The following is a 23,152-nucleotide window of genomic DNA, read 5'->3' as shown; positions in this document are numbered from 1 at the left end:
GCGGGTGACCGCACTCGCAGACGCCCGTATCCCCCCGGCACTCGCCGACGGGGACGAACTGACCGTGGACGGCTTGGTGCTGCGGGTCCGGATCGGCACCCGCCGCAAACGGTTCGCGCTGACCGTGGAGACGGACGCCGCGCTCACGCTGCACGCACCCCTGGGCCGACCGGTGACCGAGGCCGAGGGCTTCGTCCGCACACACCGCGACTGGCTGGTGAGCAAACTCGGACTGCGTGAGCGGACTCGACCATTGAATCCGGCCAAGCGGCTGGTCGAAGGGGAGGTCTTCCGCTACCTGGGGCGGACGTACCGGCTGGCGATCGTGCCGGACTCACCCGTGAATGGCGGGGTCCGGCTGATCGCGGGGCGTCTGGTCATGGGCAGGGACGAGGCCGAGGACCCGGCCCGTGCCCGCAAGGCGCTGGTCGACTGGTATTGCCGAGTAGGACGTGCCTGGACGGCGGGACGACTCCAGCCGTGGGCAGCCAGAATGGGCGTGTCCGAACCCGCGCTGGAGGTCTGTGACCTTGGGCAGCGCTGGGGGAAGTACCGGCCGGGCGGCGAGGGCCGGGAGCCGGGCCTGATGAGCTTGGGATGGCCTCTCTTCCAGCTCCCGATGCACCTGGTGGACTACGTCGTCGCGCATGAGCTGGCTCACGTGCGGGTTTCGGGCCACCGTGCCGACTTCTGGCGGCTGTTGGGGCTTGCGCTGCCTGAGTACGAGGAGCGCCGCACAGAGCTCGACGAGTTGGGCCGACGCATGTGGATGGGCCAGATCGGATAACTCCCGCTTCCCCAAGGCGACTTCACGATTGGCGCAGTGCCAGCCAGAGCTCCGTGCGTACGTCCATGTCGTCGAGGTCCACGCCGAGCAGCGCCGCCGCGCGGCCGATCCGCTGGCGCACGGTGTTGCGGTGCATCCCCAGCGCGACGGCGCTGCGGTCCCAGCTTCCGTGCAGCGAGAGCCAGGTGCGCAGGGTGGTGCGCAGGGGGTCGGTGAGTGGGGCGAGTAGTTCGTGGGCGTATGCGGCGGCCTCTTCGGGGTTCATCAGCGCGTCGAATCCGGCGGGGCGGTGCCGGGTGAGGGTGGCGCGGGTCGCTTCCGCGCGTTCCAGGGCGCGGGCGGCCTGGGTGTCGGCGACGGCCAGCCCGTCGAGCCCGGCGGGGGCGCTGGCGCCGAGGGCCCAGCCGGGGTGCGGGGTGACCTCGCGGTCGGCTGGTACGAGGGCCCGTACGCTCGGCCCGCCCGCGTCGACCAGCGGGGTCCCGAGGTCGGGCGGGGCCCCTTGACCCCGGGCGTGCACCACGACCCAGGGGCCTTCACCGAGCAACGGTTCGGCCTCCTCGGGGGCGCCGCCGAGCAGGAGCCGCACCAGCGCGGCCGAACGGGCGGCTTCGCCCGCGCCCTGCCGCTCCGCGGTGAGCAGGGTGAGGAGCACGGCCGCCACGCCGGCGATGGTGTGGTCGCCGGGGGCGCGGTGCGGGGTCGCGACGGCGAGCACGCGGGGCCCTGCGAGGGCGTAGGCGGCGAGGTGGGTGTCGCCGACGGTGTCGGTGGCGGTGAGGGCATCCGCCGAAGGCGCCACCACCCGCACCAACCGCCCCACCCCCACCTCCACGGAGTGAGCCGGCTCGCGCCCCGCCGAGTCCAGCACCACCCCGTCCGGCGTGAGCAACCCCGCCCACCCCCCGAGCCGCCCCGCGAGGACCCGCAGCACCGCCCCCACCGGGTCGCGGCGGGACGCCGCCGTCGCCAGGGCCCGCTGTGCCTCGCTCACCCGGCGCAGCTCGTCCTCGCGGGCCCGGGCCATCAGGAGCCAGACCGCCCGCGCCACCCCGGAGAACGTCGTCTGCGGCGGCACCTCCAGGAGCGGCAGGCCGTGCCGCGCGCAGGCCTCCACCAGCGCGGCCGGCACCTCGTCGTACACCGGGGCCACGCCGAAGCCCAGCGCCGCGGCCCCCGCCGCGGCCACCCGGGACACGTACCACTCGGGGTCGGCGAGCTGCACCCCCGCCGTCATCAGGAGCTCCCCGCCGAGCAGATACGGGTACGGGTCCGCCATCTCCGAGGTGTGCACCCAGCGGATGGACGCGTCCGGCGGCCCCGCGATCTGGCGGAGGCCGAGGTCCGCGCGGGCCAGCAGCGCGGCCAGCGCGATGGGCGGAGTAGGAGGAATGGGCGAAGTGGGCGGAGTGGCCGGGTCCGGCATGGTGGACGATCCATCCATCAGCAGCGACAGGAGTGGAAGAAACGTACACTTCAGTGTGGCTGCTCGCCCGCCTAAGGTCGTGCCGACCGACGGGCCCGCGGAGCCGGACCGGGTCGGGCGCGGTGTTCTGCCGGCCCGGGGTCGCCACAACACGCCGAGAACGAAGGGCAGTTCACATGAGCAGCAACGAAACGCCGCGCGGTCCGATCGACTCGTCCCGCATCCCGCGGTACGCCGGGCCCGCGACCTTCGCGCGGCTGCCCCGCCTCGACGAGGTCGGCACCGCCGATGTCGCCGTCGTCGGCGTGCCCTTCGACAGCGGAGTCTCCTACCGGCCCGGCGCCCGTTTCGGCGGCAACGCCATCCGCGAGGCATCGCGCCTGCTTCGCCCGTACAACCCGGCCCAGGACGCCTCGCCCTTCGCGCTCGCCCAGGTCGCCGACGCCGGTGACATCGCGGCCAACCCCTTCAACATCAACGAGGCTGTCGAGACGATCGAGGCGGCCGCTGACGATCTGCTCGGCACCGGCGCACGCATGATGACGCTCGGCGGCGACCACACCATCGCGCTGCCGCTGCTCCGCTCCGTCGCCAAGAAGCACGGCCCGGTCGCGCTGCTCCACTTCGACGCGCACCTCGACACCTGGGACACCTACTTCGGTGCCGAGTACACCCACGGCACCCCGTTCCGCCGGGCCGTCGAGGAGGGCATTCTGGACACCGAGGCGCTCTCGCACGTCGGTACCCGCGGGCCGCTCTACGGCAAGCAGGACCTGACCGACGACGAGAAGATGGGCTTCGGCATCGTCACCTCCGCCGACGTCTACCGGCGCGGCGCCGACGAGGTCGCCGACCAGCTCCGCCAGCGCATCGGCGACCGCCCGCTCTACATCTCGATCGACATCGACTGCCTCGACCCGGCCCACGCGCCCGGCACCGGCACCCCCGAGGCCGGCGGCATGACCTCGCGCGAGCTCCTGGAGATCCTGCGCGGCCTGGCCTCCTGCAACCTGGTCTCCGCCGACGTCGTCGAGGTCGCCCCGGCCTACGACCACGCCGAGATCACCAGCGTGGCCGCCTCGCACACCGCCTACGAGCTGACCACGATCATGTCCCGCCAGATCGCGGCCTCCCGGACCGCCTGATGACCCACGACCACGACATCGTCCTGCGCCCCACCGAGGCGCAGACCGCGGCCGCGCTGAACCCTCCGCCCGGCCGCATCGGCGGTGACCTGGTCGTGGAGACGCTGGCCGGGCTCGGCGCGACCACCGTGTTCGGGCTGCCCGGCCAGCACGCGCTCGGCATGTTCGACGCGCTGCGCCGGTCCTCTGTGCGCTACATCGGGCTGCGGGTCGAGAACAACGCCGGGTTCGCGGCCGACGCGTACGGCCGGATCACCGGCGAGGCGGCCCCGCTGCTGCTCTCGACCGGCCCCGGCGCGCTGACCTCGCTCGCCGCCCTCCAGGAGGCGGCGGCCGCCTCGTCTCCGGTGATCGCGATCTCAAGTCAGGTCCCCACGGCGGGAGTTGGCGGCGGCCGGCACGGCCATCTGCACGAGCTGCGCGACCAGAAGGCGTCGTTCCGTGACGTCGTGAAGTCCGTCCATGCGGTGCGCAGCCAGTCGCAGATCCCGTCGGCGATCGCTGCCGCCTGGGAGTCGGCGCTGACCGCGCCGCACGGGCCGGTGTGGGTGGAGATCCCGCAGGACGTCCTCCTCGCCGAGACGGCGCTGCCCGTCGTCACGCCCATGGACGCCTTTCCCGAGGACATCGTCCCGCGCCCCGAACTCACCGCCGTAGCAGCCGAGTTGCTGGCAGGTGCGGCCCGCCCGGCGATCATCGCGGGCGGCGGGGTCGTACGCGCCGACGCCTCGGGCAAGCTCCTCGCGCTCGCCGAGAGGCTGGACGCCCCGGTCGTGACGACCTTCGGCGGCAAGGGCGCCTTCCCCTGGGAGCACCCGCTGTCGCTCCAGTCCTGGCTGGAGGACCGGCACACCACGGACTTCCTGGAGGACGCCGACGTCCTGCTCGTGGTCGGCTCCGGGCTCGGCGAGCTGTCGTCGAACTACCACACGTTCCGGCCGCGCGGCCGGATCGTCCAGATCGAGGCCGACCTCGGCAAACTGGAGTCCAACCACCCCGCGCTCGGCATCCACGCGGACGCCCGCATCGCCCTCCAGGCCCTGCTCGAAACGGTCCCGGAGCGTACCGACGCGAAGGCGGCCGAGCGGGTACGGACCGTTCTGGACAAGGTCCGGGCCCGTATCGACGCGCAGGACCTCGGCGAGGAGCAGCGCATCCTGGCCGCCGTCCGCGAGGCGCTGCCCGCCGGGGCGCCCAGCTTCTGGGACATGACGATCCTCGCGTACTGGGCCTGGTCCGCCTGGCCCGGCGCGATGCACTCGGCACAGGGCGCCGGGGGCCTCGGATACGGCTTCCCGGCGGCGCTCGGCGCGGCCGTCGCCGACCCGAGCCGCCCGGTCCTCGCGGTCTCCGGCGACGGCGGCGCCATGTACTCGATCGCCGAGCTCGCCACCGCCAAGCAGTACGACCTGCCGGTCACGTGGCTGATCGTGGACGACGGCGGCTACGGCATCCTGCGCGAGTACATGACGGACGCGTTCGGCGAAGCCACGGGCACCGAACTGGCCCGACCGGACTTCGTCGCCCTCGCCGAGTCCTTCGGCGTCCCGGCGGTCCGCACGAGCCCGGACACCCTGGCCGCCGACCTCTCCAAGGCGCTGACCGCCCCCGGCCCCTCGGTGGTCGTCCTGCCCGCCCTCCTGAAGATGTTCGCGCCGACCCACCTGTAGAACCCGGGGTCCTAGTCCTCACGTCCCGTATTTGTTGCGGCGGGATGAAATCCGCAGGCCCCCGTGTTGGGGCTTGCGGCAGGACAGGTACCAACGGGAGGAATCACGTGACGGAGGGTGCGCAACAGGGGTGGGCGCGCAGGCTGACCGGGTACGCCTGGCGGTACCGGCGCGATGTCGTGCTGGCACTCGGCTCGTCGCTCGGCGGCATGGCCGTGATGGCGCTCGTCCCGCTGATCACCAAGGTGATCATCGACGACGTCATCGGCCACCACACACGCTCCCTCGCGGTCTGGACCGGGCTCCTCATAGCCGCCGCCGTCGTGGTGTACGGGCTCACCTACATCCGGCGGTACTACGGAGGGCGCCTCGCCCTCGACGTCCAGCACGACCTCCGTACCGAGATGTACGGCACCATCACCCGGCTCGACGGGCGGCGCCAGGACGAGCTGTCCACCGGGCAGGTCGTCGGGCGTGCCACCAGCGACCTCCAGCTGATCCAGGGCCTGCTCTTCATGCTGCCGATGACCATCGGCAACATCCTGCTCTTCATCATCTCCGTCGTGATCATGGCGTGGCTCTCGCCGCTGCTCACCCTCGTCGCCCTCGCCGTCGCGCCCGCCCTCTGGTTCATAGCCAAGCGCAGCCGCACCCGCCTGTTCCCCGCGACCTGGTACGCCCAGGGCCAGGCCGCCGCCGTCGCCGGGGTCGTCGACGGCGCCGTGTCCGGGGTCCGGGTCGTCAAGGGCTTCGGCCAGGAGGACCAGGAGACCGGCAAGCTGAGGGAGGTCGGACGGCGCCTCTTCGCCGGCCGGCTTCGCACGATCAAGCTGAACTCCCGCTACACCCCGGCCCTCCAGGCCGTCCCCGCGCTCGGCCAGGTCGCCATGCTGGCGCTCGGCGGCTGGCTCGCCACGCGCGGTGAGATCACCCTCGGCACGTTCGTCGCCTTCTCCACCTACCTCGCCCAGCTCGTCGGGCCCGTCCGCATGCTCGCCATGGTGCTCACCGTGGGCCAGCAGGCCCGGGCCGGCGTCGAGCGGGTCCTGGAGCTCATCGACACCGAGCCCTCCATCGAGGACGGCAAGAAGGAGCTGTCGCCCGACGCCCCCGCCACCGTCGAATTCGACGACGTGAGCTTCGGCTACGACGACGAGCGGCCCGTCCTGAAGGGCTTCTCCCTCGACATCCGGCCCGGCGAGACCGTCGCCGTGGTCGGCTCCTCCGGCTCCGGCAAGTCCACCGTCTCGCTGCTCCTGCCCCGCTTCTACGACGTCTCGCACGGCGCCGTACTCGTGGGCGGCCACGACGTGCGCGAGCTGACCCTCGCCTCGCTGCGCGCCGCCATCGGACTCGTACCGGAGGACTCCTTCCTGTTCTCCGACACCGTCCGCGCCAACATCGCGTACGGAAAGCCGGACGCCACCCAGGACGAGATCGAGAAGGCCGCGCGCGCCGCCCAGGCCGACCGGTTCATCGCCGAGCTGCCCAAGGGCTACGACACCACCGTCGGCGAGCACGGCCTGACCCTCTCCGGCGGCCAGCGCCAGCGCATCGCGCTCGCCCGCGCCATCCTCACCGACCCCCGCCTGCTCGTCCTGGACGACGCGACCTCGGCCGTCGACGCCCGCGTCGAGCACGAGATCCACGAGGCGCTGAAGTCGGTCATGGCGGGCCGCACCACCCTGCTCATCGCGCACCGCCGCTCCACCCTCGGCCTCGCCGACCGCATCGCCGTACTGGACGGCGGACGCCTCGCCGCGATCGGCACCCACGAGGAACTCCAGCGCGACAGCGCCCTCTACCGCCGCCTGCTCACCGACCCCGACGAGCTGGGCGGAGTCTCCCCGGGCCGCATCCCGCCGGTGGCCGAACCCGTGGAGGACCACTCCGTACGGGACGAGCTGGACGCCGAGTTCGACGCCGAGCGCGGCATCACCCCGCCGCTGTGGGTGAGGGAGGAGAAGGCCGAGTCCGCCGCCCCCGGCGGGATGCCCGCCACGCCCGAGCTGCTCGCCCAGGTCGAGGCGCTGCCGCCCGCGACCGACACCCCCGGCATCGACGAGGCGAAGGCCGTCCAGGCCGAGGACTCCTACGGCCTGCGCCGGCTCCTGCGCGGCTTCGGCCTTCCCCTCCTCGTCAGCCTCCTCCTCGTCGCGATCGACGCGGGCATGTCGCTGCTCCTGCCGGTCCTCATCCGGCACGGCATCGACCAGGGCGTCACCCAGCTCGCCCTCGGCGCGGTCTGGGCCGCCTCCGGGCTCGCGCTGCTGACCGTCGCCATCCAGTGGCTCGCCCAGACCGGCGAGACCCGGATGACCGGCCGCACCGGCGAACGCGTCCTCTACACCCTGCGCCTGAAGATCTTCGCCCAGCTCCAGCGGCTCGGACTCGACTACTACGAGCGGGAGTTGACCGGCCGGATCATGACCCGGATGACGACGGACGTGGACGCCCTGTCCACGTTCCTCCAGACGGGCCTGGTCACCGCGTTCGTCTCCGTCGTCACCTTCTTCGGCATCATGGTGGCGCTGCTCGTCATCGACATCGAGCTCGCCCTCGTCGTCTTCGCGACGCTTCCGCTGCTCGTCGTCGGCACGTACTTCTTCCGCAAGAAGAGCGTGCAGGCCTACGAACTCGCCCGCGAGCGGGTCAGCGTCGTCAACGCCGACCTCCAGGAGTCGGTGTCGGGGCTGCGCATCGTGCAGGCCTTCCGGCGCGAGCACGACGGAGCCGAACGGTTCGCGGACCGCAGCGCCCACTACCGCCAGGCGCGGGTACGCGGCCAGTGGCTGATCTCGGTGTACTTCCCGTTCGTGCAGCTCCTGTCGTCGGTGGCCGCCGCGGCCGTGCTGATCGTCGGCGCGGGCCGGGTCGACAACGGCACCCTCACCACGGGCGCCCTGGTCGCCTACCTGCTGTACATCGACCTGTTCTTCGCCCCCGTACAGCAGCTCTCGCAGGTCTTCGACGGGTACCAGCAGGCGACCGTCTCCCTCGGGCGCATCCAGGAACTGCTCCAGGAGAAGACCTCCACCGAGCAGGCCGCCGAGCCGCTCGACGTCCTGTCGCTGCGCGGCGAGATCGCCTTCGAGAACGTCGACTTCGCGTACGGGTCCGCCGACGGGGAAGACGAGGAAGAGGCGCTCAGCGGCGTCGACCTGCGCATACCCGCAGGCCAGACCGTCGCGTTCGTCGGCGAGACGGGCGCAGGGAAGTCCACCCTCGTCAAGCTGGTCGCGCGCTTCTACGACCCGACGGGCGGGCGGGTCACCGCCGACGGCACCGACCTGCGCGACCTGGACATCACCGCCTACCGGCACCGGCTCGGGGTCGTCCCGCAGGAGGCGTACCTCTTCGAGGGCACGGTCCGGGACGCCATCGCGTACGGGCGTCCCGAGGCCACCGACGCCCAGGTGGAGGCGGCGGCCCGCGCGGTCGGCGCCCACGACATGATCGCCACGCTCGACGGCGGCTACCTCCACGAGGTCGCCGAGCGCGGCCGCAACCTCTCCGCGGGCCAGCGCCAGCTGATCGCGCTGGCCCGCGCCGAGCTGGTGGACCCGGACATCCTGCTGCTCGACGAGGCGACCGCCGCCCTGGACCTGGCCACCGAGGCCCAGGTCAACCAGGCCACCGAACGCCTCACCGGCCGCCGTACGACGCTGGTCGTCGCACACCGCCTGACGACGGCGGCCCGCGCGGACCGGGTGATAGTGATGGACCACGGCCGGGTCGCCGAGGACGGCACGCACGATCAACTCCTCGCCCTGGACGGCCAGTACGCGCGTCTGTGGCGCATGTTCATCGGCGAGGCGGAGGCCGAGGACGAGGGGGAGACGGTCGCCGCCATCTGAGAACCGCCCCCGGGGGAGAACCATCGGGCGGCCGGGTGCGTCCATCCCCACATACGCGCAAGTGGCGGAAGGGTGCAAAAGTGTTCGGTGGGGTGAGCGGCAGGGGGCTTGGGGGGCTCCTGGGGACGGGTCTCGCGGTGCTCGCGGCGGTCGGCGGGCTCGTCGTGTTCGGGCCGGTCAGCGGCAGCGCGGACGCGGCGGCCGCGTGCGCGGGGCGGCCGGTGAAGACCGTGGGGTTCAGCACGGGTGAGCTGCGGCTGTACAAGGGCAACGGGTACGCGTGCGCGGTGGCCGTCGCGGACGACCCGGGCGCCCGGCGCCAGATGTCGGTGACGATCCAGGCCCGGGGAAGCGCCCCGGCCGGCGACTCGGGCGCCTATACGAAGCGGGCGGGCCCGGTCACCGTGCACTCCGGCGGCCGGTGCGTGCGGGCGACCGGGTCGATAGCGGGGAGCTCGGCGGACACGGGGTGGGTCTGCTGAGGCAGGTTGGGTTTGCTGAGACGGGTTGAGCCGCGGGTGCGGAGCCGACGGCCCCGCGAGGCAGGGGCGAGCCGCAGGTTCTGAGCCGGCGGCCCCGATACGTACTCCTTACGAAGGTCAACTGTGGGGCTGAACCGGGTCTGGCGGGGCGGGTGTTGCCCCCGCTAGGTTCGCGGGGCCACGTTCCGTGCCCACAGGGGCCCCACAGGGGAGTGTGAATGCGCAAGGCGCTCAGATGGCTGCTGTCGCTCGTCGTGCTGATAGGCACGATGACCGCGACGGGAGCCGCGGCGGGGGCGGCCACCGCCGCCGAGCCGGACATCAAGGACCGCATCCTGGCGATACCCGGGATGAGTCTCCTAGAAGAGAAGCCGTACAGCGGCTACCGCTACTTCGTACTGAACTTCACCCAGCCCGTCGACCATGCCAATCCGTACAGCCGGGCCACCTTCCAGCAGCGAATCACCCTGCTGCACAAGGACGTTGACCGCCCGACGGTCATGTACACCAGCGGCTACGAGGTCTCCACGAACCCCAGCCGCACCGAGCCGACGCAGATCGTCGACGGCAACCAGGTCTCCGTCGAGTACCGGTTCTTCGCGCCGTCGCGGCCCACGCCCGCCGACTGGTCCAAGGACGACATCTGGCAGGCGGCCAGCGACCAGCACGCCATATTCCAGGCCCTGAAGCCGATCTACACGAAGAACTGGCTGACCACAGGCGCCTCGAAGGGCGGCATGACGGCCACGTACTACAAGCGCTTCTACCCGGGCGACATGGACGGCGTCGTCTCCTACGTCGCCCCCAACGACGTGGTGAACAACGAGGACTCGGCCTACGACCGGTTCTTCCAGACCGTCGGCACCAAGGAGTGCCGCGACAAGCTGGAGGGCGTGCAGCGCGAGGCGTTGGTGCGGCGCGGGTCCCTGGAGAAGAAGTACCAGGAGTACGCGACCGCGAACGGCTACACCTTCAAGACGGTGGGCACGCTGGACAAGGCGTACGAGGCGGTCGTGCTCGACTACGTCTGGGGCTTCTGGCAGTACCACCTGCTGGCCGACTGCCCGACCATCCCGGCGGACGCGGCGCACGCCACCGACCAGGCGATCTGGGACTCGGTCGACACCATCTCCGGGTTCTCCTTCTACACCGACCAGGGCCTGTCCCCGTACACGGCGTACTACTACCAGGCCGGTACGCAGCTGGGCTCGCCCACCATCAAGCAGCCCTGGCTGGGCAACCTGAGTCGCTACGGCTACCAGCCGCCGCGGAACTTCGTGCCGCGGGACATCTCGATGCGGTTCCAGCCGTGGGCGATGCGGGACGTCGACACCTGGGTCAAGCACCACGCGGACCACATGCTGTACGTGTACGGCCAGAACGACCCGTGGGGCGCGGAGCGGTTCTCGCTCGGCGCGGGGGCACGTGACTCCTACGTCTACACGGTGGCGGGCGGCAACCACGGCTCGAAGGTGGCCCTGCTGGCGCCCGACGCGAAGGCGAAGGCGACGGCGTCGATCCTGCGCTGGGCGGGCCTGAACCCCGCGGCGCCCAAGCCGCAGGCGTCGTTCGACGCGAAGCTGGACGCGGGGGCGCCGGCGCGGGAGCCGATGCTGCACCCGTAACGGGGTCGCCCGGGGGCACCCGGAGCCCCCGGGCCAGCGCCCCGGGGGCTCCGCCCCAGACCCCGTTGAGCCCCCACCCACCCCTTCCCGGCTGCAACACTCTGCGGCTCCGCCGCGTGGCTCCGGGGGTGAGTGGGGGCGGCTACGGTCAGTGGCTCGGCTGCGGTCCGTGGGTGGCTGGTCGCGCAGTTCCCCGCGCCCCTAGCAGGACGGTGCGGACCCGGGCGGGCATCTTTGGCCCGTCGGCCCAGGGTCCTTCACCCCCGGAAGCCACGCGGTGGAGCCGTAGGGTGTCGCAGCGGGAAGGGGCAAGGTGGGGGGAAAGTCACAGCCGCCTCGCGCAGCCCACCACCCCCTGCCTGCCCGTCAGTTGGACGTACAGCCGCGTCGAAGAGGGGCACTCCGCCCGCCCCGCGACCGCCGACACCACCCGGTACTGCGGCGCCCGCACCCCCGAGCCGTCGCACGCCGTTTCCTTCACCTGGTCCGCGCCCGCCGCGTACACGCAGTCCCCCACCACCGTGTACGGGCCACCCCCCATCCCGGGGTCGCCCGGATGCGGCGCCTCCAGGTTGCGCATGCAGGCGTAGCCCCGCGACACGCTTCCGTCCCCGCTCGCGGCCGCCGACGGCACGCTCTCGGCCACGTACAGGACGAAGTCCGTGTACAGGGGGCAGTCCACCGCCGCGCCCTTCGCGACCGGTCCGGACCGGCGGGCCAGTACCTTCGCCACCGCTCGCTCGCTCGTGCAGGGCACCTCGTGGAAGTCCTTGGTGTCGCCCACCGCCCCCTCGCGCGAGGCGCACCCGCCGGTGCCGAGGAACGTCGCAGCCGGGCTCGACGAAGACGATGACGAAGAAGGCGAGGGCAATGAGGACGCTGACGCAGGAGCCGATGACGAAGGCGACGCCGAGCCCGTCGACAGCTTCCCCTCCGTCGCCGAACCGCCCCCCGCCGCGTCCCGGCAGCCCGACGCCGTGAGCAGCAACAAGCACACCAGCCACACCGGCCATGCCAACCACATCAATCGTGGCAACCGCGCCAAACGGTGCGTACGCATACGGCCCACCAGAACCCCCCAGAACCCCCCGGATACGACCCAAGCGTGACCCGCCGGAGCGGGTGCACGCCAGGTGTCCGGGGGGCTTTGCGTCACTTGGGGGTGGTGCGCCGGGTCTGCGGCGTATGGCTAGTACGACAGGCCGTAGCCGATCGGGTAGAGATCTTGCGTAGGGTCGTCGGCCCGGGGGACCGCGACCGGGAGGCGGCCGCGTGGACGGGCCCGACCCGTCAACACCCTTGCTGCCGCCCGGAGTTCGACGTCCGTCCAGCAGTACGTCGCCAGCGAGGCCGCGTACCCGGTCGCGTTCGCGATGTCGTAAGGGTTGCGCAGGGCGAGGTGGACGACAGGTACGCCCGTCGTTCCCAGCGCGGCCATCAGCCTGCTCTGCGCGCCTCCCGCCCCCGCGTTGTACGTGCCCACGATCACCGCGTCCTGCCCGGCCGCCGCCTTCACGGCCGCCTCGATCTGCGCCGCCGAGGGCAGCGTGCCCGTGGGCAACTCCGTTGTGTGGAAGCCCAGTTCGGTCAGGGCGTGGGCCAGGACCCGGATCGGCGGGCCCGTCGTACCCGATGGTGAGTCCGGGTTCGCGCCCGTGATCAGGAGGCGGGCGTGCCGGTGGCGGGAGAGGGGGAGCAGGCCGTGCGGGTTGGCGAGCAGGGTCGTGGTGCGCTCGGCGATCTCGTCGGCGGCGGCCAGATGCGCCCGGGTGCCGACGGTCCGGTCCACGCCCCGCGCGGTGACGTATGGGCGGGCGAACAGACCCCGCCGGTCCTTCAGCCGCAGGATGCGCAGGAGCGATTCGTCCAGGCGGGACTCGGGCAGTTCGCCGCTCGCCACCGCCGCTCGCACGCCGTTGAACGCCACGTCCAGCTTGGGTGGGTCGAGGAGCTGGTCCACGCCCGCCTTCAGGGCGAGCACCGGCACCCGGTCGTCCCCGTACTTGTCGCGTACGCCCTGCATGCCGAGCGAGTCCGTGATGACGACCCCGTCGAAGCCGAGCTGTTCGCGCAGGATGCCGGTCAGGATCGGGCGCGACAGGGTGGCCGGGTCGTTGCTCGGGTCCAGGGCCGGGAACTGGATGTGAGCCGTCATGATCGCGTCGATCCCGGCGGCGACCGCTGCCCTGAAGGGCGGCGCGTCCAGCCGCTCCCACTGCTCCCGGGTGTGCGTGATCACCGGGATCCCGGTGTGGCTGTCGACGCTGGTGTCGCCGTGCCCCGGGAAATGCTTGGCGGTAGCCGCGACCGAGGACTCCTGGTATCCGCGCACCTCCGCCGCGACCATACGAGCCACGGCCGCGGGGTCCGCGCCGAAGGACCGTACGCCGATCACCGGGTTGGCCGGGTTGATGTTCACGTCGGCGTCGGGGGAGTAGTCCTGCCGGATGCCGATCGCCGCGAGTTCCGCGCCTGAGATCCGGCCCAGCACGCGGGCGTCCCCGGTGGAACCGCCCGCGCCCATCGCCATCGCGCCCGGGAAGAGCGTGGCCGGCTTCCCGACCCGGCACACCGCGCCGTGTTCCTGGTCGGTCGCGATGAGCAGCGGCAGCGGGACGCGCTGGGCGAGACCGGCGGCCTGGATGCCGTTGGAGAGGGCGGCGATCTGGTGCGGGTCACGCGTGTTGTGCGCCCAGCTGAAGTAGATGATGCCGCCGACGTGGTACTTCGCGATCAGCTCGGAGGCGTCGCGCACCCCGAGTTCGCGCAGGTTGGCGTCGATGTCCGCCTGATCGGGGGCGGTCGCGGAGTGTCCGTACACCCGCATGACGAAGAGCTGGCCGATCTTCTCCTCGACCGACATGCGGGCGATGATCGCGCGAAGCCGGCGGTCGGTGCCGGCGGCCTCCGGGACGTCGTTCGAGGCGTGGGCGGGGGACTGGGAGCCGAGGACGGTTATGGCGGCCACGGCTGCGGTGGTGGTGAGGAGGCTGCGTCTTGAGGTGCGGTGCTGCACGTGCGCTCCTTCCAGCGGTGCTGCCCAGGGAAGCGGAGGAGACTTCCGAAACGGAGGAGACTTCCGAGGCGGAAAGGACTCCGAGGTGGAAGGGACTCCGAGGCGGAAGAAACTCCGAATTGGAAGAAACTTCCAAGGCGAACCGTTATCCGGAAAGTAATTGCCAGTCAAGGCTATGCGCACGAAACCGCGGTGCGGCGTGGCTCAGGAAAGCCCTATGACGTGGTCAAGCCGTATCGCGTGGCTCAGTGATGGGTGGGGTGGTGCCGCCACCGGTGCAGTCGGAGGGGGGCGCACCGGTGGCGGCGTGCTGCCGGCCGCAGGCGGTTGGAGAGGGGAGTCGACGCTCGCGGCCAGCAGCGAAGGCCGACACCGCTCTGCGGAGACTCACCGGCAGTACGTACGTTGGACGGGGGCGGGCCCGAATGGGTTCCCCCGGATCGCTCAATCAGCCGAATTGGTAAGGGAGTTGATCCAGTAGCGACGGGTGGCGGGCGGTGGTCAATCCGAAGGGCCGACCGTCTGGTCAGTCCGAAAGGCCGACCGTCTGCCCGTACGTAGCCGGGTCGTCCAGGATCTCCAGCATGCAGTGCGCGACATCGGCCCGCGAGATGATCCCGCCGCCGCGCACATTGCGCCCGACCTCGGTGCGGTAACGCCCGGTCAGCTCCTTGTCGTTGAGGCGGGGCGGCCGCAGCGCGGTCCAGTCGAGCGAGCTCGTGCGCAGCACGTCCTCCATCCGCGCGAGATCCGCGTACCGCTTCTTCAGGAGAGCCTTCACGATCGGGTACGCGATGCTCCGCTGCACGAACGCGTCCCCCGGATCGTGCCGGGGCGGGTTCGGACACCCCGGGGACGGTACGGTGCCGATCGGCGCGGCACTGATCACGACGATGCGGCGCACCCCCGTGGCGCGCATCGCCTCGCACATCGCCCCGGTGCCGCGCTCGGCGACCCCGAAGTCCGCCTTGGTGGTCGCGCCGAGCCCGGACAGCACCGCGTCCGCCCCGGCCAGCGCCCGGCGCAGCGCGTCCGGATCGGGCCGGGCCAGGTCGACGGCCACCGTACGGACGACGTCGGAGGCCACCTTGGCGGGGTCGCGGACCGCCGCGGTCACGTCGTGACCTGCGGCGACCGCCTGGAGGAGGGCGAGGCGGCCGATTCCGCCGCTCGCCGCGAAGATGGTGAGTTTCATCCGTACGGCTACCAGGTCCCCCCGGCGATCTGCCGGGTCGTGGCGTTGAGCCGGTTGAAGAGGTTGGTCACGCCGATCATGAGGACGATCGAGGCGAGCCCCTTCTCGTCGTAGTGCCGGGCGGCCTCGTCCCAGACCTCGTCGGACACCGCGTCCGGACGGTCGGCGAGCCGGGTGGACGCCTCGGCCAGCGCGAGCGCCGCCCGCTCGGCGTCGCTGAAGTACGGCGCCTCCCGCCAGGCCACGACGGTGGCCAGCTGGTCCTCGCTCACCCCGTTCTTGCGGCCACTGGCGATCCCGCCGTAGACGCAGGGGGCGCACCCGTTGATCTGGCTGGCCCGCAGGTGCACCAGCTCCAGAGTGGTCCCGGGCACCCCGCCTTCCTTGGCGGCCTTGATCAGGTCGAGGATGGCGGACATCGCACTCGGGATGACCTGTGCGGGGTTCTGCATACGTGCCTGCATGGCGGTGACTCCTGTGTCGTAAGGGCTGCGCCGTTTCGCCTTCACTGCCCTGACACGGGGCGGGACGGGGATGTGACAGCCCCGCCGAATTTCTTTCAGACCTCCTCGTCCTCCCGGCGAGGACACGGACACCCCGCGACGGGCTCGCTCGCCCGTCCCGGCCGGGGCATGACGTACGGCTCCCACGTCCGCCCACCGTCCCGCGACACCCGCAACGACAGGGCGGGGCCCGCTACCAATTGCCCCCATGTCTGGAGGCCTTCTCCATCAGCCATGCGCTCACTTCCCCTTCTTCCTGCGGAGAGGCCGTGCGCAGATCGCCCACGGCGACGGTCGCGACGAAGTGCACGAACCGGACGCGTCGCCAGTCACCGTCCGTGCCGATCACCTTGCCGGGCCCGTACACGTCGGTCCCGGTGTGGGCGACGTACGCCCCCACGTCGTGGGCTCCCATACGACCGCCTCTCACTGTGTGTGGTGTTCCGCTTACAGCGTGGGGTCACGTTCCGTACGCTGACTAGTCCACAGAGCGTGACAACGCAGCCTGCACGCAAGGGAGTTGGTGTCGTGGCGATCGAGGACAACCCCGTGTCCCGCATCAAGTACGGCGAGGAACTGAGGGCTCGGAGGGAGGCGGCGGGGCTCACGCAGGAGGGGCTCAGCGAGCGTGCGGTGATGTCGCGCACGCACATCGCCCATATCGAGGCGGGGAGGCGGCGGCCAACTCTGGACGACGCGCGCCGGCTGGACAAGGTGCTGGGGACTGATGGGTTCTTTGAGCGGTTCTTGCCTACGCTGGACACTCGTAAGGTCGCTGAACACTTCGCGGAGGCGCTGGAGTTCGAGCAGCAGGCGACGCTGATTCGTCAGTACGCACCCAAGCTGGTGCCGGGATTTCTGCAGACGGAAGCGTACGCGCGCGAGGTGCTCAGCTCGGGCTATCCACCCAAGAGCGACCAGGAACGTGACCGGCTCCTTGAAGCGCGACTGGAACGCGCGCGGATTCTCCAGGACTTCGCCAAGCCCGTGGTGTGGACGATGCTCGACGAGGCGGTGTTGCGGCGCCCCATCGGCGGACCGCTCGTGATGTGCGAACAGCTCCGTCACCTGCTGGCGCTGGGTGAAAGTCGTCGCATCCGCTTCCACGTGCTCCCGTACGAGGCAGGCGCGCACGCCCTGCTGGAGGGACATCTCTCGCTGCTGTGGTTCAGCGATCTCCCGCCCATCGCGTACGTGGAAGGCATGAAGATCGGCAGGGTCTGGGAACTTCCGTCCGTGGTGCGGCAGTGTCAGGAGGTCTATGACCACGCCCTGGGCGACGCGTTGTCGCACCAAAGGTCCCTGGCGCTGATGCGGTCCGTGGCGGAGGATTACGGGCATGAAGCGCAGTGAGCACATCGTGTCCGACGCCTCGGTCCTGACCGGTTGGCGGAAGTCCAGCTACAGCGGTGGTGACAGCGGCCAATGCCTGGAAGTCAGCGAGGTGTACGCGGCTTGGCGGAAGTCTTCGTACAGCGGCGGCACCAGCGGCGACTGCCTGGAGTTCAGCGACTCCTGCTCGGGGTGCGTGCCCGTGCGGGACAGCAAGAACCCGACGGGCCCCGCCGTCGTGTTCGGGCCGACGGCCTGGACGTCGTTCGTGGGGGCGGTCAAGGACGGGGCCCTCGGCCGCTGAGGGGATCACCGCCAAGCTGGACGAGTACGCCCGGTTCTTCAAGCGGAAGATGACGGACGCCGACGGCAGGGGACGCCCGATGTGGCACACCCGGTGGGCCGCCCCACGGCCCGGCACGGTGATGTGCCGCACCCGTCCCTGCTGTTGGTGTTCAACTACTTCCGTTCGTTCGAACTAGTTGAAGCCCGCCTGTCCCGACTCACCCGCGACCTGCCATGAAGGCTTCAGACGCAGCTCTACGACGGCAAACACCTCAGCCAGACTGATACGAGATGACCGGCGTGTACGCCGATGCCGATGCCGTCAGCGACCAGGGTCACCAGGCCTGTTGTCCCCTCGCCCGTCGCGGAGATGCGGAGCCAGCCCGACCGGTCGTCGTGCTGCGTGTGCCAGCTTCCTGACTGGTCTAGCGCGACCGACAGGCCCGGGACGAACGGCTGGTCGGGATCGGCGAACACTGCGCCGGGAGCCATGTCCGGGATGTCGAACCGGGCCGCCTGCCACGAGTCACGCGGGCTGTATCCCCGGGCGTACAGCACCTGATGGGTGGCGATGCCCACTTCGAGCCGCAGTGTGCCGATGCACAGGCTCGCGGACCCGTCGACTCCGGCACGCGCCAGTTTCTCCGCCCGACTGCCGGGATCACACAGGAAGTCGATGTCTCCGGCGTCTTGGCACAGGAGCCGTCCACGCAGCGGCGATCCGGGCTCGGCCCGGGCGGTCACCACGGTGGGGCCTTCCGGCCCGGTGGTGCTCCGGGCCTCGGACTCGCGCAGCGCGATGCTGCGGCCGGCCAGGTGCGCAAGGGATTTGGCGCGTGCGATGAAGATCTCCGGGTAGTCCATCGCGGATGCCGTGTCCGGAGGATAGATCACCTCATTCACGTAGGCAGGCAACTCGTCGCGCAATGCTCTGAGGACGTCCGTCAGGACCGGTTCCGGTAGGTCTGCCAGAAACAGGTGGCCGGACGTCGCCTGTGCAGTCACTGCCTGCCTGGCACGCTCATCCCGGACATGCTGACGAATGAAGGCGGCGACCTCGTCGAACAGGCCGCCGGTTGCAAACCAGTTGAGGTCGTGGGCAGCGCCCCCACCCGGCAGGGCCACGAGCTTGGACATCGGACTCCTAACGTGGAAAGTGGAGAGGGGGTGCGGCGGGCGACCGTGTCAACGTCAACGCCGCCCGCCACACCATACGGTCGCCGATCAGGTGTGGTCGCCCACGAAGAAGATGCGCGCCTGGTCTGCCTCCGGAAGTTCCTTGACGGCCGCCTTGATCGCGCCGATCTGCTCGGCCGTGTAAGTGGACACGTCCACCGGCACGAAAGAGACGAACCTTCCAGTCTTCTCCGTCTTCAGCAAATGGGCCCTGACGGACTTCATGAATTGCGGGACTTGCAGATATTGCGAGGGGGAGTTGCCGACCGCGTCATAGCCGCGCCCCCTCTGGTCGTACCATTCCAGATCTCCGCTTGTGTCCCGGGTGAGAGTGACTCCACGTTCGCTCTCCACACGCAGTGCCGACTGCATCTCACCCGAGTTGAATATCAGACCCTTTGCCGGGTCGACACCGAGCGAGAACCTGCGGATGTATTCGGCGAGCCGGGCTTCCAGCGCGCCCCGGGCAACCGTCATGCCTTCAACGGCGGCCAGATGCGCCGCCGCGTTGGCCTCAAGCATCGCCACGGTCGCGCCGTCCGCCATCTTGAGGCGGCCTATGGCTTCCTCGACGCTGACCCCGGTACGCAGCGCCTCTTCAAAGGCCCTGAAGGCCTTGACGGCTTCCGCGATCTTCTCACCCGGGATGATCGTGGCTGCTGCCCAGACGCAGCTGCTGGCGCTGCCGTGCCAGCAGTCGAGGAAGTCCTGGACCAGGACCGCCTTGAGGATCTTGTAGGTGAGGGTCTGCTGGATGAGTTCCAGCTTGGAGAAGTAGTGGGTTACGTCCTGCTTCAGGCCGGGACACGTCCGGCCCGGCCCGTTCGAAGCGACTCGGCCGGCTCCCGGCGGAGTTCTCCGCGGCCCCGGACGTCAAGGGCCGGGCGCTCACCCGCTGAGGGACCCCCACGCCTCCCGGAGGGCGTGGACCGTTGCCGTGATCGCCGGGCGGCGGGCCGCTCCCGTGCGCCACAGGGCGTACAGGTGGCGGGTCGGGACCGGGTCGAGGGGGAGGGCCACGACGTCCTCGGGGAGGGGGCCCCGGCCCAGTCGGGGGACCAGGGCGATGCCCAAACCCGCTGCCACCAGGGCGAGTTGGGTGTGGTACTCGGCCGCCTGGTGGCGCAGATCCGGCTCGTGGCCGTCGGCGCGCAGGGTGCGGACCAGCCAGTCGTGGCAGACCGAACCGGGTGGCTGGCAGATCCACGGCTCGTGCGCGAGGTCGGCGCGGCGGACGGCGGGGCGGGCTGCCAGGGGGTGGCCCGCCGGGACCAGTACGTCGCAGTGGTCGTCGCCGATGGACGCGTGCTCGACGCCCTCGGGAGCGGGCAGCGGCGCGATGTCCCAGTCGTGCGCGACGGCCAGATCGATGACGCCCCTGGCGACCAGGTCCACCGAGACGTGCGGGTCGACCTCGGACAACCGCGTTTCCAGGGTGGGGTGTCGGCGGGCGAGGGAGGCGAGGGCGGCCGGGAGGAGCCCGCGCGCGGCCGTGGCGAACGCGCCTATGGACAGATGCCCGGTGGGCAGGCCCCGCCGCTCTTCGAGCGTGGTCTCCGTACGCTCGACTATGTCCATCAACTCCCTTGCGGCTGAAGCGAGATGGAGGGCTTCTTCCGTCAGTGCTATGCCTCGGCCCCGGCGTTCCAGCAGGGTCGTACGGGTCTCGCGTTCCAGCTTGGTGATCTGCTGGGAGATCGCGGACGGGGTGTAGCCGAGGGCCGCGGCAGCGGCGGCGACCGAACCGTGGACGTGGACCGCGTGCAGCGCGCGCAGCCGGGCCAGATCGAGCACGGGAGCCTCCAGCGATCGCCGACGATTAAGAGTTGCTTCATCCCATCATCAAGGAATCCACGCTGGTGCTGAAGGGTCGGGGCGGTGATCCTCGATGCATGCGTCCCGTACACATCGCGCTCGCCGTGCTCGTCACCGCCGTCTGGGGGGTCAACTTCGTTGTCATCGACGTGGGGTTGGGCCACTTCCCGCCGCTGCTGTTCTCCGCCCTGCGCTTCCTCGTCGCGGCGCTGCCCGCGGTGTTCTTCGTGGGGCGGCCCAAGGTCGCCTGGAAGTGGATCGTGGCGGTGGGGCTCGTGCTGGGGGTCGCGAAGTTCGGGCTGCTGTTCATCGGGATGAGCCAGGGGATGCCGGCCGGGCTCTCCTCCCTCGTCCTCCAGGTGCAGGCCGTGTTCACAGCGATCGTCGCCATGGCCGTACTGGGTGAACGGCTCGGCGGCGTACGGCTGTCGGGGATGGCGGTGGCGCTCGGCGGGATCGTCGTCGCCGGAATCGACGAGGGGGCGAGCGGGCCGCTGCTCGCCTTCGCGCTGACCGTCGCCGCGGCCGCCTGCTGGGGCGTCTCCAACGTCCTGACCCGCCGGGCCGCCCCGCCCGACGCGCTCAACTTCATGGTGTGGGTCTCCGTGGTCCCCGTACTCCCGCTGCTCGCCCTCTCCCTCCTCTTCGAGGGGCCGGAGCGGGACGCCGAGGCGCTGGCCGGGTTCGACTGGAGCGGGGCGGGGGCGCTGGTGTACGTGGCGTGGATCAGTACGGTGTTCGGGTTCGGGGCATGGGGAATGCTGCTGCGCCGCTACCCGGCGTCGTCGGTGGCGCCGTTCAGCCTGCTGGTGCCGGTGTTCGGGATGTCGTCGGCGGCGGTGCTGCTCGGGGAATCGGTGACGCCCCTGCGGTGGTGCGCGGCGGCGCTGCTGGTCGGCGGGGTCGCGCTCACCTCGCTGTCCCGGCCGGGCGCGTCAGATACTCCCGCCCAGCCGCCAGCAGCCCCGGCAGCGAGGCGGCCCCGGGATACCAGCGCTTCTCGTACTCCCAGCAGACCCAGCCGTCCGACGGCAGCAGGGCGAGGCATTCGCTGAGGGGGAGTACGCCCCTGCCGAGGGGGAGGGGGGTGGTGTCCTCGGCGGACGCGATGTCCTTCACCTGGGTGTAGCCGAGGTGGGGTTCGAGGTGGGCGAAGGACTCGGCGGGGGTCTCGCCGCCGAGCCAGGTGTGCATGACGTCCCAGAGCGCGCCCACGCCCTTCTCGCCCACGCGGTCGAGAAGGGCGGCCGCGGCCGCGCCGGTGCGGTGCGAATCGTGGGTTTCGAGCAGGACGCGCACTCCGTCCTCCCGCGCCAACCGGCCTGCTTCACCCAGCTGTTGTACGGCTCTGTCGTCGGCGGCCGGGGTCCCGTCGCCGCCGGGGAAGACCCGCACGAACCGGGCCCCCAGGTCATGCGCGAGCCGCACGAGGTCGGCCAGATCGCCGGGGTTCAGGGGCTGGGCGACCCTGGCGTATCCGGCGACCGCGAGGATCTCGATGCCGCGTTCCTGGAACTCCCCGGCCGCGGCTTTCCTTTCGCGCGTCCCGATGCCGGGATGGACGGGTTCCTCGGGGTGGGCCCGGAGCTCGACACCGTGGTAGCCGGTGCGGGCAGCGAGGCCGGCTACGTCGGCGATCGGCATGCCGGGGAGGCCGAGGGTGGACAGGGCGAACTTCATGGGCTGGTCCTTTCGGCTCGGCTGGGGGCACAACGGGGTCCGGGGCGGAGCCCCGGTGCACCCCGGCCCCCGACCCCGCCCACCCCCGGAGGGCCTACGCCGGCGTCATCGGCGGCACATCCCCCACCCGCGTAGCCATGTCGATCACCGCGAACGCCGCCCCCTGCTGATCCGTCAGCGCCGCGAACCGCCCGAAGGGGCTGTCCATCGGCCCGAAGTGGAGTTGGCCGCCCAGCTTCTGAGCCGTGGCGACCGCCTCGTCGCAGTCCGGGACGCCGAAGAAGACCTGGATGTACGACGGGATCTCCGGCGGGAACTCCGCGCCCATCGCCATCCGGCCGAGGACCGGGTTTCCGGCGCCCAGGCTGAAGACCTTGTAGTCCATGCCCGCGCCCTGCTCCGCGTCGCCCATGTCCATCTGCTGGGCCTTGAACGGGAAGACCTTCGGCAGGAACCCGTCCGCCTTCGCCACGTCCCGGGTGAAGACCTCGGCCCAGGCGAACGACCCCGGCTCCCCGGTCTTCTCGAAGCCCTTGTGCTCGCCCGGCTGCCAGACGCCGAAGACCGCGCCGCTCGGCTCCTTCGCGATCAGCATCGTGCCGAACGTGCCGACCTGCATCGGCTCCATCATGAGCTCGCCGCCCGCCGCCTTGATCTTCTCGCCGGTGGCCGCCGCGTCGGGCGACGCGAAGTACAGGCACCACTGCGACGGGGCGTCGGCGCCCGGCATCGGCGGGACCACGGCCGCGACCGCCTTGCCGTCGGAGTAGGCCTGCGTGTAGTTGCCGTACTCGCTGGCCGCCTCACCGAAGGTCCAGCCCAGCACCTGCGAGTAGAAGGTCTTGGCGGCTTCCACGTCGGCGAACATCGCGTCCGCCCAACAGGGGGCGCCTTCCGGGTACTCGGTCATGTCGATCGACTCCTGTGTCTTGTGCGGTTGCGGTTGTGTCCTGTGTTGTGTGACGGCGTGACCCGTCTCCCGCTAGGACGACCAGGTCCGACGTCTCCGGGTGCATGAAACGAGGGTCTCGCCGGTCCATCCGTGACGGCAACCCCAACGGCCCTCGCGACGGCACTCTACGTGCGCGCCCCATGACAGCCGGGCAGCGACGGCACGACACGTAGCGCCCGGGCTAAACCAGAGCTGGGCGCCTCGAC

At 71.0% G+C, this 23,152-nt stretch carries 20 protein-coding genes and 1 pseudogene; 10 read left to right on the top strand and 11 right to left on the bottom strand.

Annotated features, from left to right (window positions below):
- Nucleotides 1-4: 4 nt before the first annotated feature.
- Nucleotides 5-787, top strand: a complete 783-nt coding sequence (locus ACWC2B_RS03440; RefSeq protein ID WP_450714747.1) for a M48 family metallopeptidase — start codon at nt 5-7, stop codon at nt 785-787.
- 22 nt (nt 788-809) lie between these two features.
- On the opposite strand, the gene ACWC2B_RS03435 is transcribed toward ACWC2B_RS03440, so the two are convergent.
- Nucleotides 810-2,213 (bottom strand): PucR family transcriptional regulator ligand-binding domain-containing protein, encoded by a 1,404-nt coding sequence (locus tag ACWC2B_RS03435; RefSeq protein ID WP_450714746.1) that lies wholly within the window; start codon nt 2,211-2,213, stop codon nt 810-812.
- Nucleotides 2,214-2,389: 176 nt separating this feature from the next.
- Between ACWC2B_RS03435 and speB the strand changes: the two genes are divergently transcribed.
- From speB to ACWC2B_RS03410, 5 genes are all read left to right on the top strand, one after another.
- Nucleotides 2,390-3,358: an agmatinase gene (gene speB, locus ACWC2B_RS03430; protein ID WP_053724308.1), complete on the top strand. Its 969-nt coding sequence runs from the start codon at nt 2,390-2,392 to the stop codon at nt 3,356-3,358.
- Nucleotides 3,358-5,028 carry a thiamine pyrophosphate-binding protein gene (locus ACWC2B_RS03425; RefSeq protein WP_450714745.1) on the top strand — a complete coding sequence of 557 codons (1,671 nt, stop codon included), beginning with the start codon at nt 3,358-3,360 and terminating at the stop codon, nt 5,026-5,028. The genes speB and ACWC2B_RS03425 overlap by 1 nt, the downstream gene beginning before the upstream one ends.
- Nucleotides 5,029-5,135: 107 nt before the next feature.
- Nucleotides 5,136-8,885: an ABC transporter ATP-binding protein gene (locus tag ACWC2B_RS03420; RefSeq protein ID WP_450714744.1), complete on the top strand. Its 3,750-nt coding sequence runs from the start codon at nt 5,136-5,138 to the stop codon at nt 8,883-8,885.
- Between the two features lie 92 nt (nt 8,886-8,977).
- Nucleotides 8,978-9,367 (top strand): hypothetical protein, encoded by a 390-nt coding sequence (locus tag ACWC2B_RS03415; RefSeq protein WP_450714743.1) that lies wholly within the window; start codon nt 8,978-8,980, stop codon nt 9,365-9,367.
- Between the two features lie 218 nt (nt 9,368-9,585).
- Nucleotides 9,586-10,992: a S28 family serine protease gene (locus tag ACWC2B_RS03410; RefSeq protein WP_450714742.1), complete on the top strand. Its 1,407-nt coding sequence runs from the start codon at nt 9,586-9,588 to the stop codon at nt 10,990-10,992.
- Nucleotides 10,993-11,317: 325 nt separating this feature from the next.
- Here ACWC2B_RS03410 and ACWC2B_RS03405 read toward each other — a convergent pair whose 3' ends face one another.
- The gene (locus ACWC2B_RS03405) at nt 11,318-11,776 is read right to left on the bottom strand and encodes a hypothetical protein (protein ID WP_450714741.1); all 459 of its coding nucleotides are present in this window, start codon (nt 11,774-11,776) and stop codon (nt 11,318-11,320) included.
- Here ACWC2B_RS03405 and ACWC2B_RS03400 point away from each other — a divergent pair.
- Nucleotides 11,766-12,101: a hypothetical protein gene (locus tag ACWC2B_RS03400; protein ID WP_450714740.1), complete on the top strand. Its 336-nt coding sequence runs from the start codon at nt 11,766-11,768 to the stop codon at nt 12,099-12,101. The two genes, ACWC2B_RS03405 and ACWC2B_RS03400, sit on opposite strands and share 11 nt — an antisense overlap.
- 80 nt (nt 12,102-12,181) lie before the next feature.
- On the opposite strand, the gene ACWC2B_RS03395 is transcribed toward ACWC2B_RS03400, so the two are convergent.
- The 4 genes from ACWC2B_RS03395 to ACWC2B_RS03380 form a co-directional block, all read right to left on the bottom strand.
- A complete protein-coding gene (locus tag ACWC2B_RS03395) occupies nt 12,182-14,008 on the bottom strand; it encodes a glycoside hydrolase family 3 protein (RefSeq protein ID WP_450714739.1) in 1,827 nt (608 codons plus the stop codon).
- Nucleotides 14,009-14,534: 526 nt separating this feature from the next.
- The gene (locus ACWC2B_RS03390; RefSeq protein WP_450714738.1) at nt 14,535-15,203 is read right to left on the bottom strand and encodes an NAD(P)-dependent oxidoreductase; all 669 of its coding nucleotides are present in this window, start codon (nt 15,201-15,203) and stop codon (nt 14,535-14,537) included.
- Between the two features lie 8 nt (nt 15,204-15,211).
- On the bottom strand, nt 15,212-15,667 hold the full coding sequence (locus ACWC2B_RS03385) for a carboxymuconolactone decarboxylase family protein (protein WP_450714737.1): 456 nt from the start codon (nt 15,665-15,667) through the stop codon (nt 15,212-15,214).
- 232 nt (nt 15,668-15,899) lie between these two features.
- Entirely contained in the window at nt 15,900-16,121 is a 222-nt protein-coding gene (locus ACWC2B_RS03380) for a hypothetical protein (protein ID WP_450714736.1), read from the bottom strand.
- 113 nt (nt 16,122-16,234) lie between these two features.
- Between ACWC2B_RS03380 and ACWC2B_RS03375 the strand changes: the two genes are divergently transcribed.
- Both ACWC2B_RS03375 and ACWC2B_RS03370 read left to right on the top strand, forming a co-directional pair.
- Nucleotides 16,235-17,059, top strand: coding sequence for a helix-turn-helix domain-containing protein (locus ACWC2B_RS03375; protein WP_450714735.1), 825 nt, complete (start codon nt 16,235-16,237; stop codon nt 17,057-17,059).
- Nucleotides 17,046-17,342, top strand: coding sequence for a DUF397 domain-containing protein (locus ACWC2B_RS03370; protein ID WP_450714734.1), 297 nt, complete (start codon nt 17,046-17,048; stop codon nt 17,340-17,342). Before ACWC2B_RS03375 ends, ACWC2B_RS03370 begins: the two co-directional genes overlap by 14 nt.
- 236 nt (nt 17,343-17,578) lie before the next feature.
- Here ACWC2B_RS03370 and ACWC2B_RS03365 read toward each other — a convergent pair whose 3' ends face one another.
- The 3 genes from ACWC2B_RS03365 to ACWC2B_RS03355 form a co-directional block, all read right to left on the bottom strand.
- Entirely contained in the window at nt 17,579-18,460 is an 882-nt protein-coding gene (locus tag ACWC2B_RS03365; RefSeq protein WP_450714733.1) for a hypothetical protein, read from the bottom strand.
- Nucleotides 18,461-18,547: 87 nt separating this feature from the next.
- Nucleotides 18,548-19,045: a hypothetical protein gene (locus ACWC2B_RS03360; protein WP_450714732.1), complete on the bottom strand. Its 498-nt coding sequence runs from the start codon at nt 19,043-19,045 to the stop codon at nt 18,548-18,550.
- 342 nt (nt 19,046-19,387) lie between these two features.
- Nucleotides 19,388-20,293 carry a LysR family transcriptional regulator gene (locus ACWC2B_RS03355; RefSeq protein WP_450714731.1) on the bottom strand — a complete coding sequence of 302 codons (906 nt, stop codon included), beginning with the start codon at nt 20,291-20,293 and terminating at the stop codon, nt 19,388-19,390.
- A gap of 98 nt (nt 20,294-20,391) precedes the next feature.
- Between ACWC2B_RS03355 and ACWC2B_RS03350 the strand changes: the two genes are divergently transcribed.
- A complete protein-coding gene (locus ACWC2B_RS03350; protein ID WP_450714730.1) occupies nt 20,392-21,369 on the top strand; it encodes an EamA family transporter in 978 nt (325 codons plus the stop codon).
- On the opposite strand, the pseudogene ACWC2B_RS03345 reads toward ACWC2B_RS03350, so the two are convergent.
- Nucleotides 21,338-21,958, bottom strand: a pseudogene (locus ACWC2B_RS03345) (sugar phosphate isomerase/epimerase family protein); the annotation flags it as partial. The gene ACWC2B_RS03350 and the pseudogene ACWC2B_RS03345 sit on opposite strands and share 32 nt — an antisense overlap.
- Nucleotides 21,959-22,088: 130 nt before the next feature.
- The gene (locus ACWC2B_RS03340; protein ID WP_450714729.1) at nt 22,089-22,904 is read right to left on the bottom strand and encodes a VOC family protein; all 816 of its coding nucleotides are present in this window, start codon (nt 22,902-22,904) and stop codon (nt 22,089-22,091) included.
- Between the last annotated feature and the right edge of the window lie 248 nt (nt 22,905-23,152).

The organism is Streptomyces sp. NPDC001415 (assembly GCF_053597395.1).
The sequence above is the reverse complement of the archived record's forward strand: the minus strand, read 5'-3'. Positions and strand labels throughout refer to the sequence as shown.